The organism is Pseudomonas sp. RIT-PI-a, from assembly GCF_001187875.1.
In the GTDB taxonomy this organism is placed as follows: Bacteria; Pseudomonadota; Gammaproteobacteria; order Pseudomonadales; family Pseudomonadaceae; genus Aquipseudomonas; species Aquipseudomonas coleopterorum.
In genome coordinates this window covers 416,269-435,814 of sequence record NZ_LGIR01000012.1, presented here as the reverse complement: position 1 = coordinate 435,814, position 19,546 = coordinate 416,269, and the positions used below count along the sequence as shown (strand labels likewise).

Below are 19,546 nucleotides of genomic sequence, written 5' to 3'. Positions count from 1 at the left end.
CACAAATCGCAATGGTTTTGTTCCAAGACCCGTGACGGTTCGCCAACAGGCTCGAGCAAGGGCCGCGAAGCCGCCAAAACGCCCACCGGACAAGGCCTGTAGTACGAGTGTGCCAATAATAATCGCCCGTCAGTCGCTCGCCCGGCCCAAAAAAATGGCGGATCTCCTACACTCAGGTCACAGGCGATCTATCGCTTGGAAATCCGATGCAAAAAACTCGAAACTTTTTGCAAATCAGACAGGTCAGGATAGGAAGCAGGTTATTTGATGTTTCTTGTCCGCCAAACCTGCTATCCCGTGAATCATTGCAGCCTGCGGCAGGAACGCCGTTGTCTGCAGCGCCTGTGCGTGTGTCAGCGGGAAGCGCTAATCGATCAGCGCTTTTTCAGAGTCAGGATCTGCCATACAAGTACGTAATGCACGGGAGAGAACAATGATCAGTGCCGCTGTCGAAAACCACGGAGAGCGTTTCAACAGGCAAGCGGCGGAACCCGCCCACTTGCAGGTTCCCACGCCTACCAGCAAAGCACTGCAGACGCCGTCCAGCGTCCACAAGCAAAAAGTTCTTTTCGTGACATCGGAGATCGCCGACCTTGTCAAGACCGGCGGCCTGGGTGACGTGTCGGCTGCACTGCCACGTGCCATGAGCCAGGTTCACGACGTTCGTGTGCTGATTCCCGGCTACCCGCAAGTGCTCAACAGTGACAATCCGATTCATGTGGTTGGCGAATTGAGCGGCCATGCCGCCCTGCCCCCCTGCAAGATCGGTCGTATGGATATGCCCGACGGGCTCGTTATCTACGTGCTGCTGTGCCCTGAGCTGTACGAGCGGGACGGCACCCCTTATGGCGCCAACAACGGTCGCGACTGGCCGGACAACCATATTCGCTTCGCCCGCCTGGGCCTGGCTGCTGCCGATATCGCAGCCGGTCAGGGCATGGTCCACTGGAAGCCCGATCTGGTTCATGCCCATGACTGGCCCGCAGGTCTGGCGCCTGCCTACATGCATTGGCGCGGGCTGAGCACACCGACGTTGTTCACCATCCACAACCTGGCCTATCAGGGCGTGTTCAGCCGTGCCTGCTGCCCTGAATTGGGCGTGCCCAGCCATGCGATGCAGCAGGACGGCATGGAATTCTTCGGCAAGCTGTCGTTCCTCAAGGCCGGCATGGCCTATTCGAACCACATCACCACGGTGAGCGCGACCTACGCCGAAGAGATCACCACCCCTGAATTCGGCTGTGGCCTTGAAGGTTTCCTCAGCAGCAAAGCTCAGCAGGGCAAGCTCAGCGGTATTCCCAACGGCATCGACGCCAGCTGGGAATCGGCGACCGACCCGCACCTGGTGTGCCCGTTCAGCTTGAACGACTGGGAAGGCAAGGCGGTCAATGCCGCCCACGTGCGCGAGCTGTTCGAGATCGACGATTCGGACGGCCCATTGTTCGCCGTGGTGTCCCGCCTGGTTTATCAGAAGGGCCTGGACCTGACTGAAGGCGTTACCCAGTTCATCGTCGAGAACGGCGGCCAGGTGGTCATCATCGGCCGCGGCGAGCCTGAAGAAGAGCAAGCCATGCGCGAACTGGCCCTGCGTTTCCCGGGTCGCGTCGGCGTGCGCATCGGCTTCAACGAAACCGATGCTCGCCGCATGTTCGCCGGCAGCGATTTCCTGCTCATGCCTTCGCGCTATGAACCCTGTGGTCTGAGCCAGATGTATGCCCAGCGCTTCGGTTCCTTGCCGGTGGCGCGCAACACGGGCGGTCTGGCCGACACCATCGAAGACGGCGTGACGGGCTTCCTGTTCGGCGAATCGACCATCGAAAGCTACCAGGCCGCATTGGCCCGCGCCTTCTATGTGTTCGACAAGCCTGAACTGCTGAATGCCATGCGCTGCCGCGCCATGACCCAGCCGTTCAACTGGAGCGAAGCGGTCGAACCCTACGCCGATCTGTACAAGACCCTGGTGCAAGGCAGCAAGCGTTCCGCGGCTCATCGGTAACGGCAGTCACTCAATCACGGCAATTTATCAATAACGGCAACTGATCAATGACGGAAGAGGTTTCATCGATGCCTTCACGGAAAACTGAAACCTGGTCCCACGGTGCGGTAATGCAGGACTCCGGACTCACTCACTTTGCACTGTGGGCTCCGGATGCTTTCTCGGTTGGATTGCAGATCGCTGATGATGAAGCCTTGCCCATGGTCGCGCGCAGCGACGGGTGGTTCACCCTGGAGCACAAGTGCCCGGCGGGTACGACCTACCGCTTCGATATCGATGGCGAGGTCGCCGTGCCGGATCCGGCGTCCCGCGCCCAGCAGGACGATGTGCACTCCCCCAGCGTCGTGGTCGACCCGTTGGCCTATGAGTGGCAGAACACCAACTGGCTGGGTCGTCCCTGGTCTCAGGCAGTCATTTACGAGCTGCACGTCGGTGCCTTGGGTGGCTACGCCGGTGTCGAGGCTCACCTGGCTCGCCTCGCCGCGCTGGGTGTCACTGCCATCGAACTGATGCCGATTGCCGAATTTCCCGGCACGCGCAACTGGGGCTACGACGGCGTGCTGCCCTATGCACCCGAAGCCTCCTACGGTACTCCTGAACAGCTCAAGCACTTGATTGACTGCGCCCACGGCCATGGTCTGATGGTGATCCTCGATGTGGTCTACAACCACTTCGGGCCGGACGGCAATTACCTGGGCCGCTATGCCAAGGGTTTCTTCCGTCACGACAAGAAAACCCCATGGGGCGACGCCATCGACTTCCGTCGCGATGAGGTGCGCAGCTTCTTCATCGACAACGCCGCGATGTGGCTGCTCGAATACCGCTTCGACGGTCTGCGTTTCGACGCTGTGCACGCAATTCAGGATCCTACGTTCCTGCAGGAAATGGCCGGCACCCTGCGTGAGCAGGTCGGGCCGGACCGGCATGTCTGGTTGATGCTGGAAAACGAGCACAACCAGGCCCACCTGCTCGAACAGGGTTATGACGCCCAGTGGAACGACGACGGCCATAACGTGCTGCACGCGATGTTGACCGGCGAAAGCGAGGCGTACTACGCCGACTTCAGCGAAGACTCCACCGAGAAGCTGGCTCGCTGCCTGAGCCAGGGCTTCATCTACCAGGGTGAAACCAATCAGAAAGGTGAAGCGCGTGGCGAGCCGAGCGGTCATTTGCCACCGAGCGCCTTCGTGCTGTTCCTGCAGAACCATGACCAGATCGGCAACCGTGCCATGGGCGAGCGGCTGAGCCTGCTGTGCAGCGAGCCTGCGCTTCGGGCAGCGACTGCACTGCTGCTGCTCTCGCCGATGATCCCCATGCTGTTCATGGGCGATGAATGGGCCGCAGACGAACCCTTCCTGTTTTTCACCGATCACCACGGCGAACTGGCGGAAGCCGTGCGCGAAGGTCGTCGTGCCGAATTCGCCGCATTCGATTCGTTTGCCAACGAAGAAACCCGCGCCAAGATCCCCGACCCGAACGCTGCAAGCACCTTCGAAGCTTCGCGCCCGGACTTTGCCGAGTTCCAGTTCCGCCAGGACGGTCCTTGGGTGCAGCTGTACCGTCAGCTGTTGGCCCTGCGCCGTGACGAGATCGTACCGCGGCTTGACGGTGCCCAGTCGCTGGGAGCCCAGGTGCTGGCCGACAAGGCCGTGAGCGCCAAATGGCGCATGGGTGACGGCAGCGTGCTGCGCATTGACCTCAATCTGAGCGAGAGTGCAGTGCCCGTTCAACTGCCCACCGAACACCGGCTGTTCGACAGTCGCCTGCAGTCGGACGATACGGGGAACACTCAAGGCTTGCCTGCCCACACGGCGCTGGTCAGCCTGGTTCCGGCGGGCGCTGCGGAGACCGCGGCATGAGCGAGCAACAGCAACTGCATGACCTCGCCGAACAGGCGGGTATCGCCGTCGACTGGACCGATGCCAACGGCAAGCCGCAAATCGTTCCTGACAGTGTCCTGCGCAAGGTGCTGCGAGGCCTCGGCCATCCGGCCGACAGCGACGATGAGCTGAAAGAAAGTCTGGCGGCGTCGAGCAAGGCGGCGCAGTCGCATCGCCTGCCACCGTTGCTGACCGTCGAGCATGGTCAGCCGCTGGATCTGGCGAAGTTCTTCGCGCCCGGTACGGCGTGTGAGGTGCATCTGGAAGACGGCAGCACGCTGTCGATCAGCCTGGACAAGCATGCCGCCCTGCCCGGCTTGCTGCCCGTTGGCTATCAGGATGTACAGATCGAGCAGCAGCGCTTCACCTTGGCTGTGGCACCGGCACGCTGCTACAGCGTCGCTGACGCCTACGGGCAGGACACCGCCCACGCTTGGGGGCTGGGCGTGCAACTCTACGCCGTGCGCCGCACTGGCGATGGCGGCTTCGGCGACACTCAGGCGCTGGAAGCCCTGGTGCGCAGCGCCGGCGAGCGCGGTGCCGACACCTTGGCCATCAGCCCCATGCATGCCATGAGCAGCAGCGACAACACGCGCTACAGCCCCTACTCCCCGTCCAGCCGACTGTTCCTCAACAGCCTGTATGCGGCCCCTGCCGCGGTGCTGGGCGAGGACGCGGTGCGCGCGGCCATCGAGGCTGCCGGACTGGGCGAAACCCTGCAGTCGCTCGAAGCACTGCCGCTGGTCGACTGGCCGGCCGCCGCCGGCGCCAAGCAGCGCTTGTTCAGGGCCCTGTACAAGGGCTTTGGCGACACCGAACACGCATTGAATGCGGATTTCAGCGCCTTTCGCCACGCCGGTGGCGAAGCATTGGAGAACCACTGCCGCTATGAAGCGCTGCAGGCAGATTTCAAGGCCCGTGGCGAAAGCCTGGATTGGCGCCAATGGCCACAAGAGTGGCACGACCCGCGCGGCACCGCGGTGGCCGAGTTCGCTGCCGCTCATGCCGACGAGATAGCCTTTCACGCCTTCTGCCAGTGGCTGATCGAGCGCTGCCTGGCCAAGGTGCAGAAAGCCGCCCGCGACAGCGGCATGAAGATCGGCCTCATTGCGGACCTCGCCGTCGGTGCCGATGGTGCCGGGAGCCAGGCCTGGAGTCGCCAGGACGAATTGCTCGCCGACCTCACCGTCGGCGCGCCACCGGACATTCTCAATCGCTCCGGACAGAGCTGGGGCATTTCCGCCTTTTCTCCCGAAGGCCTCAAGCGCAATGGCTTCCGGGCCTTCATCGAAATGCTGCGGGCTAATTTTGCCCACGCGGGCGGCCTGCGCATCGACCACATCATGGGCCTGCAACGCCTGTGGCTGATCCCGGCCGACGCCAAGCCCGGCGAAGGTGCGTACCTGCAGTTTCCTATCGACGACATGTTGCGCCTGCTCGCCCTCGAATCTCATCGTCACCAGGCGGTAGTGCTCGGCGAAGACCTCGGCACCGTGCCGGATGGGCTGCGCGAGAAACTGGCGGCCAGGCAGATGCTCGGCATGCGCGTGCTGCTCTTCGAGCAAAACGATGGGGAGTTCACCGAACATCAAGCGTGGCCGGACAACGCCCTGGCGACGTCGACCACCCATGACTTGCCCACTCTCAACGGCTGGTGGCACGGCCGCGACATCGATTGGAACCGCGATCTGGAACTGATCGACGAGCCGACCGAGAAGCAATGGCGCGTGACCCGCGAGCACGAACGTCGTGCCCTGCGTCAGGTGCTCGCCCCTGAGCTGCAACACAGTGAAAGTGAAGGCATGGAGGACATCGACGCCATCATCGACGCAAGCACGCGCTTTCTTGGCCTGACCCCTGCCCCGCTGGTGCTGCTGCCGATCGACGACGCCTTGGGTATCGAAGAACAAGCCAACCTGCCGGGCACCATAGACAGTCACCCCAATTGGCGCCGCCGCTACAGCGCCCATGCCCAGAATCTTCTCGACGATGAAGACGCTGCCAGACGCCTAGAGCTGCTGGCTTGCGCCCGCCAACAAGCCAGTGAGCGTTACCGATGAAAAAAATGACGGCCAGCGTTCGGCTGCAATTGCACAAAGACTTCACCCTGGATGATGCCGCTCGCCTCGTGCCTTATTTTTCCCGGCTCGGCATCAGCCATGTGTACGCGTCACCCATTCTCAAGGCACGCCCCGGCTCCATGCACGGCTATGACGTGGTCGACCCGACCCAAGTCAACCCTGAGCTGGGCGGCCAGCCTGCGCTTGAGCGGCTGATAGCATCGCTGCGCGAGCACGATATGGGCTTCATCCTCGACATCGTGTCCAACCACATGGCGGTCGGTGGCTCACACAACCCGTGGTGGCTGGATTTGCTCGAGTGGGGCCGTCGCAGCCCGTATTCGGAATTCTTCGACATCCAGTGGCACTCGCCCGATCCGCTGCTTGAAGGCCAGTTGCTGTTGCCGTTTCTGGGCAGTGATTACGGTGTGGCCCTGCAGAACGGCGAGCTGGTGCTCAAGTTCGATGCCGAACAGGGCAGTTTCTTCGTCGAGCACTACGAACATCGCTTTCCCATCTGCCCCATCGACTATCCACACATCCTGGCCGCATCCGGCAATGCGCCGGTCAGTGAGTTGGGTGCGCGTTTCGCCAATCTGCATGGCAGCGACGACGCCTACGCTCAGGCCCGTGCATTGCAGGCCGAGCTGGCCAAACAGGCCGCGGGCGCAGGCTTGAACGAAGCCATCGAAGCTTCGCTTTCCCGTTTCGACTCGACCAGCGAAGAAGGCTTCAAGCGACTGCACGAACTGCTGGAACGCCAATCCTATCGCCTTGCGAGCTGGCGCACGGCAGGCGACGACATCAACTGGCGGCGCTTCTTCGACGTCAACGAGCTCGGCGGGCTGCGTGTCGAGCGCCCCGCCGTGTTCGAAGCCACTCATGCGAAGATCTTCGAGTTGATCGCAGCGGGCCTGGTGGATGGTCTGCGTATCGACCACATCGACGGCCTGGCCGATCCGCGCGGTTACTCGCGCAAACTGCGGCGTCGGGTCGAAGGCCTGTTGCAGCAACGTCCTGAATCGGCGCGCATCGATCATGTGCCGATCTATGTCGAGAAGATCCTCGGCGCGGGCGAAACGCTGCACCGTGACTGGCAGGTCGACGGCACCACCGGTTATGAATTCATGAACCAGGTGTCCCTGCTCCAGCACGATCCAGCCGGCGAGCAGCCGCTGGGCGAGCTCTGGAACCGCATCAGCGGACGCCCCAGCGAGTTCATCGAAGAGGCGCACGTAGCGCGCAACCTGGTGCTCAATGGCTCGCTGGCCGGTGACTTCGAGTCCGTCGCACAGGCCCTGCTGCAGGTGGCCCGAGGCGATCTGATGAGCCGCGACCTGACCCTGGGCGCCATTCGCCGGGCGCTGCAGGAACTGATTGTGCATTTCCCGGTGTACCGCACCTACATCAACCCGTGCGGGCGTCCTGCCGAAGATGAGGCCTTCTTCCAGAAAGCCATGGAAGGTGCTCGCAGTACCTTGGGTGAAGCCGATTGGCCGGTGCTCGACTACCTGGAGCGCTGGTTGGGCGGCCAATCGTGGCGCGACCTGCCGCTGGGCCGCCCGCGCAAGCTGATCCGTCATGCCTGCGTGCGCTTCCAGCAGCTGACTTCGCCGTCGGCGGCGAAGGCCGTTGAAGACACCGCGTTCTATCGCTCTGCCGTATTGCTTTCGCGCAACGACGTAGGGTTCGAGACCGAACTGTTCGCCGGTACTCCCGAAGCGTTCGACGAAGCCTGTCAGCAGCGTCTGCAGCACTTCCCCGACAACCTCTTGGCCACTGCGACTCACGACCACAAGCGCGGCGAAGATACTCGCACCCGCCTGGCCGTGCTCAGCGAGCGTGCTCCCTGGTACGTCGAGCAAGTCGAACAATGGCTTGAACTGGCTGCGCCCCTGCGCAGTGCCTTCGGCGATGGCCATGCACCGACCGGTGGCGACGAACTGATGCTGTATCAGGCATTGCTGGGTAGCTGGCCGCTGGACCTGCGCAGCGACGACGTAGATGGCCTGACCGCCTACGCCGAACGCTTGTATCAGTGGCAGCAGAAAGCGTTGCGCGAGGCCAAGCTGATCAGCAGCTGGAGCGCACCGAACGAAGCCTATGAAAAGGCTTGCCGCGAGTTCCTCGAACAGTTGCTGCTCAGCGACAAGGGTCGCCCACTGCGCGACGCCATCGCTGCAGCCAGCCGCACCATCGCGCCCAGTGGCGCGCTGGACAGTCTGGTGCAGACGCTGCTGCGCATGACCGTGCCGGGTATTCCCGATCTGTATCAGGGCGCCGAGTACTGGGATTTCAGCCTGGTCGATCCGGACAACCGTCGCCCGGTCGACTACGCCGCGCGGGAACGTTCGCTCGATGCCCGTCCTGCCGTCAGCGAGCTGCTGGAAAGCTGGCACGATGGTCGCATCAAACAGGCCATGATTCAGCGTACCCTCGAGGTCCGCGCCGCGCATCCAGCGTTGTTCCGCGAGGGCAGCTACCAGACGCTGGACGTGTTGGGCGCTCATGCTGATCGTATCCACGCTTTCGCGCGGGTAGTGGACGGCACTGCGGCAGTGGTGATCGTGCCTCGCCTGGCCAGTGGCCTTCTTGCTGATAGCAAGACGCCTCTGATCGATGCCAGCGCTTGGGGCGACACCCGTGTCGTTTTGCCATCGGCAAAATCCGGGGCTACATTGAAGGGACTTTTTTCCGAGCAGGCAGTCACAGCAGAGAAGGAATTGTTGGTAGGCACTGCGCTGAAAGAGTTTCCTGTCAATCTCTTCCTACAAAGTGAGCTGTAATTAAGGAGCGTTGAAATGAGTGCCGACGATAAACGAGTCCGCGAATTCGCCTATCAGATCTGGGAATCCGAAGGCCAGCCCGAAGGTCAGGAAGAGCGTCATTGGGAAATGGCGCGAAAACTGGCCGAAGCCGAAGCGCTGGCACCGTCCAAGCCGAGCAAGGGCAAGGCACCGGCCAAGCCCAAGGCAGCGGCTCAGCCAAAGCCCAAGCCAAAGCCGAAAGCTGCCGGTGAAGCCCCTGCCGCCAAGCCCAAGCCACCGGCCAAGGCCGCCGAGCAGGCGACCGCCGACTCGACTGCAAAAGCCGAGGACGACACCAAGCCAGCCGCCCCGAAGAAGCCGCGGGCGCCAAAGAAGCCTGCTGCAAAGTGATACCCGCCCGCGTACCACCTTCCCCGGGCACGCGGGCCCATTTTTCTCCGATCCAGCCTCAGGGCTGGATGGTCGCGGTTTCACGACCTCAAACGCCCGTCACTCGCACGGCGCGTCTTCCAACCCGTTGCACACCCTCGTACACCCGACTCTGAAGACACCGAAGATGCCGTGACATCTGCCTGCGCCGTACGCGTGCAAACCAAGAGCAAGGATCGACCATGAGTCCGCAAAAAAAAGCTGCCCCAGCGCCAGACCCCGCCGAACCCTCGCGTATCCGTGAAGGCCTGCCCTTCCCGCTCGGCGCGACCTGGGATGGCCTGGGCGTCAACTTCGCGCTGTTTTCGGCCAATGCCACCAAGGTCGAGCTGTGCATCTTCGACGCCAGCGGCGAAGAAGAGATCGAGCGCATCGAGTTGCCCGAGTACACCGACGAGATCTACCACGGCTACCTGCCCGACGCCCACCCGGGGCTGATCTACGGCTACCGTGTGCATGGTCCCTACGATCCGGAAAACGGCCACCGCTTCAACCCCAATAAATTGCTGATCGACCCGTATGCCAAGCAACTGGTCGGTGAGTTGAAGTGGTCCGAAGCCCTCTTCGGCTACACCATCGGGCATCCCGATGGTGACCTCAGTTTCGACGAGCGCGACAGTGCGCCCTTCGTGCCCAAAAGCAAGGTCATCGACCCGGCCTACACCTGGGGCCGCGACCACCGCGTCAGCGTCCCGTGGGACAAGACAATCTTCTACGAGGCCCATGTGCGAGGCCTGACCATGCAGCACCCGGCGGTGCCGGAAGCGTTGCGCGGCACCTTCGCCGGCCTGGCCGTGCCGGAAGTGGTCGACCACCTGAAAAAGCTGGGCGTCACCTCGATCGAGCTGCTGCCCATCCACGGCTTCGTCAACGACCAGCATCTGCTGCAGAAAGGCCTCAACAACTATTGGGGCTACAACAGCATTGCCTTTTTCGCCCCGCATTCGCGCTACATCGCCAGCGGCAAGATCGCCGAGTTCAAGGAGATGATCGCGCACCTGCACGACGCCGGCCTGGAAGTGATTCTCGACGTGGTCTACAACCACACCGCCGAAGGCAACGAGCAAGGCCCGACTCTGTCGATGCGCGGTATCGACAACGCCTCCTACTACCGCCTGATGCCGGAGAACAAGCGCTATTACATCAATGACTCGGGCACCGGCAACACCCTGGACCTGAGCCACCCCTGCGTGCTGCAGATGGTCACCGACTCGCTGCGCTACTGGGCGTCGGAGATGCACGTCGACGGCTTCCGCTTCGACCTGGCGACTATTCTAGGTCGCTACCACGACGGCTTCTCCGAACGTCACAGCTTCCTCGTAGCCTGCCGTCAGGACCCGGTGCTGCGCACGGTCAAGCTCATCGCCGAACCGTGGGACTGCGGCCCCGGCGGCTACCAGGTGGGCGGTTTCGCACCCGGCTGGGCCGAATGGAACGATCGCTTCCGCGACACCGTGCGGGCCTTCTGGAAAGGCGACGACGGCCAGCTCGCCGACTTCGCCGCACGAATGACCGGCTCGGGTGACATGTTCAACCAGCGTGGCCGCCGCCCGTATTCTTCGGTGAATTTTATCACCGCCCACGACGGCTTCACCCTGCGCGATCTGGTGTCGTACAACGACAAGCACAACGAAGAGAACGAGGAAGACAACCAGGACGGCACCAGCAACAACGTCTCCTGGAACCACGGCGTCGAAGGCCCCAGCGATGACCCGGAAATCGTCGAGCTGCGCCTGCGCCAGATGCGCAACTTCTTCACCACCCTGCTGTTCTCCCAAGGCACGCCGATGATCGTCGCTGGCGACGAGTTCTCGCGCACCCAGGGCGGCAACAACAATGCCTATTGCCAGGACAGCGAGATCGGCTGGATCAACTGGGAGCTGGACGAGGAAGGCAAAGGCCTGCTGCGCTTCGTCAAGCGCCTGGTGAAACTGCGCAACAGCTATCCGATCCTGCGTCGCAACCGTTTCCTGGTGGGTGAATACAACGAAGCGATCGGCGTCAAGGACGTCACCTGGCTGGATCCATTGGGCAACGAAATGACCGCCGAGCAATGGGAAGATCCCAACGGCCGCTGCCTGGGCATGATGCTCGATGGCCGCGCGCAGCCCAGCGGCATTCGCAAGCCGGGGGCCGATGCCACCTTGCTGCTGATCGTCAACGCCCACCACGACGTGGTCAACTTCATCCTGCCTCAAGTGCCGGAAGGCGAGTACTGGAACTGTCGCATCGACACCAACCGCCCGGAGCTGGGCGAGCATGAGCGTCTGGAGTTCGGCAGCGAATTCCTGGTAACCGGTCGCTCGATGCTGATGTTCGAACTGCACCGGGACCTCGAAGAATGAAGCCGACCCTGATCGAAGCGCTGACCCGCCCACCACAGGGCTACGCCGACACCGCAGCGCTGGGCAAGGAAATGCGGCGCCTGTGCAGCCTGGGCCTGGACAGTCTGCCGCTGCCGGCCGGTGGCGACACGTTGCAACGTTGGCAATGCCTGGCCGCCGTGGCCGGGCATGACCTGGGCTTGTGCAAGCTGTATGAGGGGCATACCGACGCCCTGGCAATCATGCAGGAGCTACGCGCACAGTCTGTGCCGGAAGGCTCGATCTGGGGCACCTGGGCATCGGAGCCGCCCCAGGCCCGGGTGATGGTCCGGCGCGAGGGCGATCGTGCGGTGCTCAGTGGCCGCAAGGCCTGGTGCTCTGGCGCCGGCGTCGTCACTCATGGCCTGCTGACCGCCTGGGATGACGACGGCCAGCAGCAGTTGGTCGCCGTGCCGATGGATCAGCCCAACCTGTGCGTCACCGATGACGGCTGGCACGCGGTGGGCATGGCCAATACCGGCAGCGTCGAAATCCTGCTGGAAAATGCCGAAGGCTGGTATGTCGGACCGGCTGGGGGCTATCTGAGCCGACCGGGGTTCTGGCTGGGCGGGATCGGTATCGCCGCGTGCTGGTTCGGCGCTGCCCGCGAACTGGCACGCCACCTGGCCCAGCATTGTCACGCCCGTCCCGAGCCCCACGCCTTGGCTCACCTGGGCGCGGTGGATCGTGCGCTGGGCGCTTGCATCGCCGTGTTGCGCCAAGCGGCCAATGCAGCCGATCAACAGCCCGACGGCCCTTTCGAGCATTCGGCGCGGCTGTGCCGTGCGGTGGCCGAAGAGACCGCAGAAACCGTCATCAGTCACGTTGGCCGGGCCATGGGTGCCGGCCCGTATTGCAAGGATCCTCATTTCGCCCGGTTGATCGCCGATCTGCCGGTGTACCTGCGACAGAGCCATGCCGAACGCGACCTGGCCGCGCTTGGGCAATTGCTTGGCGCCCCCACGACGCGGACCTGGAGTTTATGAAAGAGAACCCTATCGTAGGCCAGGGTACGCCCCTGCAGGCCTGGCGCAGCTCCAGGCATATGGCCGAATTGCCGCTGATCGATGCCCAGACCCTGGTCCCTGCCGGTTCACGAGCGGTGATCATCGCCCCGCACCCCGACGACGAAGTACTCGGCTGCGGCGGGCTGCTGCAATTGCTGGCGCAGCTGGAACGGCCGATCCTGATCATCTCCGTCACCGACGGCAGCGCCAGTCACCCCGGATCGCAGACCTGGACGGCCGAACGCCTGAGCGCCGTACGCCCGCAGGAGAGCAACGAGGCGCTGCGCAGACTGGGCTTGCCCCTGCACAGCCTGCAGTGGATCCGCGGCGGTTTTGCCGACAGCGGTGTGGCCCGTGACGAAAAACGGCTCACGGACTTCATCCAACGCTATCTCAAGCCCAACGATGTCGTGTTCAGCACCTGGTGCAACGATGGCCACACCGACCACGAGGCCAGTGGCCGCGCGGGCGCGACGGCCGCTGCAGCGGTGGGAGCGGTTCACCATGAACTGCCGATCTGGACCTGGCATTGGGCGAACCCCGAAGACGACCGGATTCCTTGGGAACGCGCGCGCAAGCTGCCGCTGGACAAAAACATGGTGGCGCGCAAGAGCCACGCCGCCCACGCCTTTGCCAGCCAGCTGGAAGGCGACCCGCAGATCGGTCTGGCACCGGTTCTTCCACCCTATGTATTGGAGCGGCTGCTGCAGCCGTTCGAGGTCGTCTTTCTATGAGCGCAGACAGCGTCGACAACCAGTATTTCGACAAGCTCTACGATGGCAATGACGACCCCTGGGCGATGCGTCATCGCTGGTACGAACGACGCAAGCGTGCCCTGCTGCTGGCCTGCCTGCCGCAGGAGCACTATGGCGCCATCTTCGAGCCAGGCTGCGCCAACGGAGAAACCAGCCTGGCCCTGTCGACCCGCTGCGACTACCTGCTCAGCTGCGACATGAACGCCCGTGCGGTCGGCCTGACCCAGGCGCGCTTGCACGAGCTGGATCATGCCCAGGCCAGGCAAGCAGCCCTGCCCGCCGACTGGCCAAGCGAACGCTTCGACCTGATCGTGCTCAACGAACTGGGTTACTACCTGAATCGCACCGACTTCAGCCAAGTCATCGAACAGGTTCGGCACTCTCTCAAGCCCGGCGGCCAATTGGTGGCCTGCCACTGGCTGGCAACCATCGAAGGCGCGCCGCAGACAGCCGAGCAGGTACACGCTCAGCTACAGGCCGAACTCGGTATGCACCGGCTGTTAGAGCACAAGGAAGGCGACTTTCTGCTGGAACTGTGGGGTCTGGAACCGACCACCGTGGCACAGCACGAGGGGTTGCGCTGATTAGCGAAGACTTGGTAACGCCGGTTTGACAGCGCGGCAGGCCGTGTGAACGGCTGATAAAAAAGGGGCTTCTTGAAGAAGCCCCTTTTTGTAGGCATCAACCCTGGATATCAGCTCGGGTAGGACGCAGGATCAGCACGCCCAGCGGTGGCAGATTGAGGGTGATCGAGTGCGGCTGGCCATGGCTGCCCTCCTCGCTGGCAAACACCTTGCCGCCATTGCCGTAGTTGGAACCGGCGTATTGCTCGGCATCGCTGTTGAGCAGTTCTTCCCACTCACCGCCAAACGGGATGCCCACGGTGTAGCTCTCGCGTGGCACCGGGGTGAAGTTGGCGACCACCAGTACCGGCTCGCCGCTAGCGCTCCAGCGCAGCCAGGCAAAGACGCTGTTGGTGGCGTCATCACCGATGATCCACTGAAAGCCTTCAGGCTGGCAGTCCTGCTGGTGCAGAGCGGGGACGTCGCGGTACAACCGATTCAAGTCGGCGACCAACTGCTGCACACCCGAGTGCTCCGAGTACTGCGTGAGGTACCAGTCCAACTGATGGTCGTGGTTCCACTCGCGCCACTGGCCGAATTCGCAGCCCATGAACAGCAGCTTCTTGCCGGGGTGGGTCCACATGAACGTCAGGTAGGCCCGCAGGTTGGCGAATTGCTGCCAGCGGTCGCCCGGCATCTTGTCGATCAGCGAATGCTTGCCGTGCACCACTTCGTCATGGGAGATCGGCAGCACGAAGTGTTCGGAATAGGCGTACACCAGGCCAAAGCTCAATTGGCTGTGGTGATGCGGCCTATGGATCGGGTCGTTCTGGATGTAGTTGAGCGTGTCGTGCATCCAGCCCATGTTCCACTTGTAGTCGAAACCCAGGCCACCTTCTTGAGTCGGCTGGGTAACACCCGGCCATGCCGTGGATTCTTCTGCAATCACCATAGCGCCCGGTGCTTCCTGTTTCACCACGTCGTTGAGGTGACGCAGGAACGCGATGGTTTCCAGGTTTTCTCGACCGCCGTATTGGTTGGGAATCCACTCACCGGCCTTGCGTGAATAGTCGCGATACAGCATCGACGCCACGGCATCCACACGCAGCCCGTCGATATGGAAGTGCTTGAGCCAATGCACAGCGGACGCGATCATGAAACCGTGGACTTCAGTGCGGCCCAGGTTATAGATCAGCGTATTCCAATCCTGGTGGAAGCCTTCCAGCGGGTTGTCGTACTCGTACAGCGCCGTGCCATCGAAGCGTGCCAGACCGTGTTCGTCGGTCGGGAAATGCGCAGGTACCCAGTCGAGGATCACGCCGATTTCGGCTTTGTGGCAGGCATTGACGAATGCCGCGAAGTCTTGCGGTGTGCCATAGCGAGCCGACGGCGCGAACTGCGACAGCGGCTGGTAGCCCCACGAACCCCCGAACGGATGCTCCATGATCGGCAGCAGTTCGATGTGGGTGAACCCCATCTTCTGCACGTAGGGAATCAGGCGCTCGGCCAATTCGTGCCAGTTGTACGGACGAACCACTTCACCCGCTTCATCGAGTTCGCACATCCACGAACCGGCATGCAGCTCGTAGATGGACTGCGGCGCACCGATGGCGTGACGTTCGGCACGAACGTCGAGCCAGGCGTCATCGTCCCAGGCAAACTGCATCGGCTTGGCCACTCGCGATGCGGTCGACGGCGGCAGCTCGGTGCACAGCGCAATGGGGTCGGCCTTCAACGGCAGGATGCCGTGCTGCCCGAGAATTTCGTACTTGTACGGTTCGCCCGGTTGCAGCGCCGGGATGAACAGTTCCCAGACCCCGGATGGAAAGCGCTGACGCATCGGATGGCGACGGCCATCCCAGACGTTGAAGTCACCGACCACCGAAACGCGCTTGGCGTTGGGTGCCCAGACGGCAAAGCGGGTGCCCTGGACACCGTCGATCTCGATGAACTGCGCCCCGAATACGCTGCCCAGATTGCGGTGCTTGCCTTCGGCAAACAGATAGATGTCCATGTCGCCCAGCAAGTTGCCGTAGCTGTACGGATCTTCACTGACCTGCACACCACCGGCCCACTGCACGCGCAGCAGATACGGCTGGCTTTGCTCGATGTGGCCGGTGAACAGGCCAGGGACATCGCCTTGGTCGAGCGTGGTCAACGGATGACCACCGTCCTTGGCCAGTACCTGTACGCTCAACGCGGTCGGCAGATAGGCACGAATATAGCTACCCGTACCACCGTCGCTGTGGGCACCCAGAACCGAGAACGGATCGGAATGATCGGCACGGATCAGCGCCTCGATATCGGCTTTTGCCGGCAACGCGCCAACATCACGCTTGCCCTGTTCGCTGTGCGCACTCATTGCTTATTCTCCCTCGTACTCAAGAGCCCGAACAGTCCGTGCAGGGGCACGGCCAACCAGCTCGGGCGATTCTCCGCTTCATAAGCGATCTCGTAGGCAGCCTTTTCAAGGCTGAACAAATCCAGTGCAGCGCGGGCACCCTCAGGGTTCTGCCACTGATGGGGCACGGCCTGGGTTGCCAGGTCATAGGCGCCGATGAAGGCTTGACGGGCTTCTGCCAGGTAACGCTTGGCCACGCGCTGACGTGCCAGCGCCGCCTCGTCGGAGGCGTCCGTGCTCTGCACATTGCGCACGGCCATGGCCGCCGCGTAGTCGAAGGAGCGCAACACACCGCCGACGTCTTTGTAAGGGCTGTATTTGGCTCGACGCTCTTCGAGGGGCCGAGCCGGCTCGCCTTCGAAGTCGATCAGGTAGGCATCGCCCTGCACCACCAGCATCTGACCCAGGTGCAGGTCGCCATGCACACGCATGATCAAGCCACCGATGGCCTGCTGGCTGAGTTGCTGCACATGGGCCAGCAGCGTCTCGCGCTCGCTCAACAGTTCGGCCACCAGAGCCTGATCCTGCTCGGCAAAATCGGCGAGACGCTGTTCGAGCAGATTCAGCGCCCGTTCGACCTGACTGGAAATACTCGCGGTCCAGCTCTGGGCGTCTTTCTCGGCGCTCACGCGGGCCAGGAAATCAGCCTGCGCACCGGGTGCGGCCAGGGCCACGTGCATCTCGCCCAGGCGTTGGCCCAACATGGCGGCAAAGTCGGCCAGTTCGCCCAAGGCGTCGTAGCGCTGGCCCTGCTCGGCATGGGCGAAGGCCATTTCATCGCGAATGGCGCGTTCGAGGTTGTTCTGTGTCCACTCCCAGGCGTCGCCCTGATTGTTCAGATAGCCCTGGGCAATCATCAACAGGTGCGGGGTGCCGCTGGCATCCACACGGCTGACCGAGCCCATCAGAGGCGAAATATTGGCGTAGCCGGCAGCGGTCAGGTAGGCGCCCATCTCAAGCTCGGGGTGAATGCCGCCACTCACGCGACGAATCATCTTCAATACCAGGCTGCCGCCGACCACCACCGAACTGTTGGACTGCTCGGCCGACAGGTAGCGGATGACCGAGCTCTGGTCCAGCTTCAACGCTGCTAGGTGATCGGTGGCCTGGAAGCGGATCTCGCCTTCGGCGCTGGACAACATCTTCTGCGCCTGCAGCCCTTCGATCACCGAATGGATGAAGCTTTCCAGCACGAACGCATCGGTGATCAAGCCGACTTCACGGCCGCGTCGAACCCGCGACAGCGCCAGTTGCAACGGCAGCGGCGAACCGCTGTGGTCTTCGGGGATGAAGCCGAACGGGAACTGGTAGCGGCTGGTCTGCCCACCGGCTGTGACTTCCAGCTCGCTGAACAGCACGGGATTCTGCGCGGTGCCGAAGCGCACGCCGTAGGCGATGCGCAGGTTGTCGATGGCAACGTCCTTGCCACCGAACCAGCGGCGCTTGGGCAGGTACTGCATCAATGACGTGTGTTCCAGAGTGCTGCGCGACGGCTCGTCGAGCAACTCCTCCATCCGTTGTTTCAACACCAGGGTCTGGAAGTCAGGCATGCTTTGGGCCGGTTCGACGTGCCAACTCGGCATCTGGGTTTCGCTGGCCAGCAGGAACCAATAGAAGCCGTAGGGTGGCAAGGTCAGCAGAAAATTCAGCTGACCGATGGGAGGGAAGGCGCTGCCACCGAGCATTTCCACCGGCACCATGCCGGCGTACTGGGACAGATCCAATTCAGCCGCTTGGGCGGCACGCGAGACGTTGGCGACACACAACACGATCTCGGTCTTGCCATCGCTACCGGTGTATTCGCGCACGTAGGCCAGAATGCGTCGGTTGGTCGGCGTGAGCATGGTCAGACTGCCCCGACCGAATGCCTTCTGCTGGCGGCGCACGGCGAGCATGCGCCGGGTCCAATTGAGCAGCGAGTGCGGATCGTTGGCCTGGGTCTCGACGTTGACCGACTGGTAGCCATACAGCGGATCCATGATCGGCGGCAATACCAGGCTGGCCGGGTCGGCGCGGGAGAAGCCGCCGTTGCGGTCGATCGACCACTGCATCGGCGTGCGCACGCCGTCACGATCGCCCAGGTAGATGTTGTCGCCCATGCCGATTTCGTCACCGTAATACAGGGTCGGTGTACCGGGCATGGACAACAGCAGGCTGTTGAGCAGCTCGACGCGGCGGCGGTCCCGTTCCAGCAGCGGCGCCAGGCGACGACGAATGCCGAGATTGATCCGCGCCCTGCTGTCGGCGGCGTAGTAGTTCCACAGGTAGTCGCGTTCACGATCGGTGACCATTTCCAGGGTCAGTTCATCGTGGTTGCGCAGAAAGATTGCCCATTGGCAATTGGCCGGGATCGCCGGGGTCTGACGCAGGATGTCGGTGACCGGGAACCGGTCTTCCTGGGCCAGCGCCATGTACATGCGCGGCATCAGCGGGAAGTGGAAGGCCATGTGGCATTCGTCGCCGTCGTCGCCCTTCGCCTCGCCGAAATACAGCTGGGTATCTTCCGGCCACTGATTGGCTTCGGCCAACAGCATGCGATCGGGGTAGTTGGCATCGATCTCGGCACGAATCTGCTTGAGCACCTGATGGGTCTCGGCCAGGTTCTCGTTGTTGGTGCCGTCACGCTCGATCAGGTACGGAATGGCATCCAGGCGCAGGCCGTCGATGCCCATGTCCAACCAGTAGCGCATCACATCGATGACCGCTTTCATCACCTGCGGATTGTCGAAATTCAGGTCGGGCTGATGGGAATAGAACCGGTGCCAGAAATACTGACCGGCCACCGGATCCCAGGTCCAGTTGGACTTTTCGGTGTCCAGAAAGATGATCCGCGTGCCGTCGTATTTCTCGTCACTGTCGGACCACACGTAGAAATCGCGGGCCTTGGAGCCCTTCTTGGCCTTGCGCGCGCGCTGGAACCAGGGGTGCTGATCGGAGGTGTGGTTGATCACCAGTTCGGTGATCACTCGCAAGCCACGCTTGTGCGCCTCGTTGATGAAGCGACGCGCGTCGGCCAGGGTGCCGTAGTCCGGGTGCACGGCCTTGTACTCGGCAATGTCATAGCCATCGTCGCGACGCGGCGAGGGGTAGAACGGCAACAGCCAGATGGTGTTGACGCCCAGATCGGCAATGTAATCGAGTTTGGCGATCAACCCCGGAAAGTCACCGATGCCATCGTTGTCGGAGTCGAAGAACGACTTGACGTGGACCTGATAGATAACCGCGTCCTTGTACCAGAGCGGGTCATCGATGAACGCTTGCGACCGAGGCTTTTTCGCCATTGTTGTTTCCCTGTCTTGTGCGGCTAGGCAACATTGAGTGCAA

The 19,546-nt window shown here is 62.5% G+C and carries 11 protein-coding genes; 9 read left to right on the top strand and 2 right to left on the bottom strand.

From position 1 onward, the window contains the following. Positions 1-433: 433 nt before the first annotated feature. From glgA to AC788_RS08150, 9 genes are all read left to right on the top strand, one after another. Complete coding sequence (glgA, locus tag AC788_RS08190) at positions 434-1,996, top strand: glycogen synthase GlgA (protein WP_049860157.1); 1,563 nt, start codon at positions 434-436, stop codon at positions 1,994-1,996. A 68-nt stretch (positions 1,997-2,064) separates the two neighbouring features. Beyond that, positions 2,065-3,855, top strand: coding sequence for a malto-oligosyltrehalose trehalohydrolase (gene treZ / locus AC788_RS08185; protein ID WP_049860156.1), 1,791 nt, complete (start codon positions 2,065-2,067; stop codon positions 3,853-3,855). After that, positions 3,852-5,936: a 4-alpha-glucanotransferase gene (malQ, locus tag AC788_RS08180; protein WP_049860155.1), complete on the top strand. Its 2,085-nt coding sequence runs from the start codon at positions 3,852-3,854 to the stop codon at positions 5,934-5,936. Before treZ ends, malQ begins: the two co-directional genes overlap by 4 nt. Continuing rightward, positions 5,933-8,722, top strand: coding sequence for a malto-oligosyltrehalose synthase (locus AC788_RS08175; protein WP_049860154.1), 2,790 nt, complete (start codon positions 5,933-5,935; stop codon positions 8,720-8,722). The genes malQ and AC788_RS08175 overlap by 4 nt, the downstream gene beginning before the upstream one ends. A gap of 15 nt (positions 8,723-8,737) precedes the next feature. Continuing rightward, positions 8,738-9,094, top strand: coding sequence for a DUF2934 domain-containing protein (locus AC788_RS08170; protein ID WP_049860153.1), 357 nt, complete (start codon positions 8,738-8,740; stop codon positions 9,092-9,094). A 221-nt stretch (positions 9,095-9,315) separates the two neighbouring features. Next, positions 9,316-11,478, top strand: a complete 2,163-nt coding sequence (gene glgX / locus AC788_RS08165; protein ID WP_049860152.1) for a glycogen debranching protein GlgX — start codon at positions 9,316-9,318, stop codon at positions 11,476-11,478. Further along, the gene (locus AC788_RS08160; RefSeq protein WP_049860151.1) at positions 11,475-12,482 is read left to right on the top strand and encodes an acyl-CoA dehydrogenase family protein; all 1,008 of its coding nucleotides are present in this window, start codon (positions 11,475-11,477) and stop codon (positions 12,480-12,482) included. Before glgX ends, AC788_RS08160 begins: the two co-directional genes overlap by 4 nt. Further along, positions 12,479-13,237, top strand: coding sequence for a PIG-L deacetylase family protein (locus AC788_RS08155; protein WP_049860150.1), 759 nt, complete (start codon positions 12,479-12,481; stop codon positions 13,235-13,237). Before AC788_RS08160 ends, AC788_RS08155 begins: the two co-directional genes overlap by 4 nt. Next, entirely contained in the window at positions 13,234-13,842 is a 609-nt protein-coding gene (locus AC788_RS08150; protein ID WP_049860149.1) for a class I SAM-dependent methyltransferase, read from the top strand. Before AC788_RS08155 ends, AC788_RS08150 begins: the two co-directional genes overlap by 4 nt. Before the next feature lie 97 nt (positions 13,843-13,939). Here AC788_RS08150 and glgB read toward each other — a convergent pair whose 3' ends face one another. Continuing rightward, the gene (glgB, locus tag AC788_RS08145) at positions 13,940-16,183 is read right to left on the bottom strand and encodes a 1,4-alpha-glucan branching protein GlgB (protein WP_049860148.1); all 2,244 of its coding nucleotides are present in this window, start codon (positions 16,181-16,183) and stop codon (positions 13,940-13,942) included. Further along, positions 16,180-19,503 (bottom strand): maltose alpha-D-glucosyltransferase, encoded by a 3,324-nt coding sequence (treS, locus tag AC788_RS08140; protein ID WP_049860147.1) that lies wholly within the window; start codon positions 19,501-19,503, stop codon positions 16,180-16,182. The genes glgB and treS overlap by 4 nt, the downstream gene beginning before the upstream one ends. Positions 19,504-19,546 lie beyond the last annotated feature (43 nt).

Excerpts from the sequence above, each read along its gene's own strand:
- glgA (WP_049860157.1), top strand. The coding sequence starts at position 434 with ATGATCAGTGCCGCTGTCGAAAACCACGGAGAGCGTTTCAACAGGCAA.
- treZ (WP_049860156.1), top strand. The coding sequence starts at position 2,065 with ATGCCTTCACGGAAAACTGAAACCTGGTCCCACGGTGCGGTAATGCAG.
- malQ (WP_049860155.1), top strand. The coding sequence starts at position 3,852 with ATGAGCGAGCAACAGCAACTGCATGACCTCGCCGAACAGGCGGGTATC.
- AC788_RS08175 (WP_049860154.1), top strand. The coding sequence starts at position 5,933 with ATGAAAAAAATGACGGCCAGCGTTCGGCTGCAATTGCACAAAGACTTC.
- AC788_RS08170 (WP_049860153.1), top strand. The coding sequence starts at position 8,738 with ATGAGTGCCGACGATAAACGAGTCCGCGAATTCGCCTATCAGATCTGG.
- glgX (WP_049860152.1), top strand. The coding sequence starts at position 9,316 with ATGAGTCCGCAAAAAAAAGCTGCCCCAGCGCCAGACCCCGCCGAACCC.
- AC788_RS08160 (WP_049860151.1), top strand. The coding sequence starts at position 11,475 with ATGAAGCCGACCCTGATCGAAGCGCTGACCCGCCCACCACAGGGCTAC.
- AC788_RS08155 (WP_049860150.1), top strand. The coding sequence starts at position 12,479 with ATGAAAGAGAACCCTATCGTAGGCCAGGGTACGCCCCTGCAGGCCTGG.
- AC788_RS08150 (WP_049860149.1), top strand. The coding sequence starts at position 13,234 with ATGAGCGCAGACAGCGTCGACAACCAGTATTTCGACAAGCTCTACGAT.
- glgB (WP_049860148.1), bottom strand. The coding sequence starts at position 16,183 with ATGAGTGCGCACAGCGAACAGGGCAAGCGTGATGTTGGCGCGTTGCCG.
- treS (WP_049860147.1), bottom strand. The coding sequence starts at position 19,503 with ATGGCGAAAAAGCCTCGGTCGCAAGCGTTCATCGATGACCCGCTCTGG.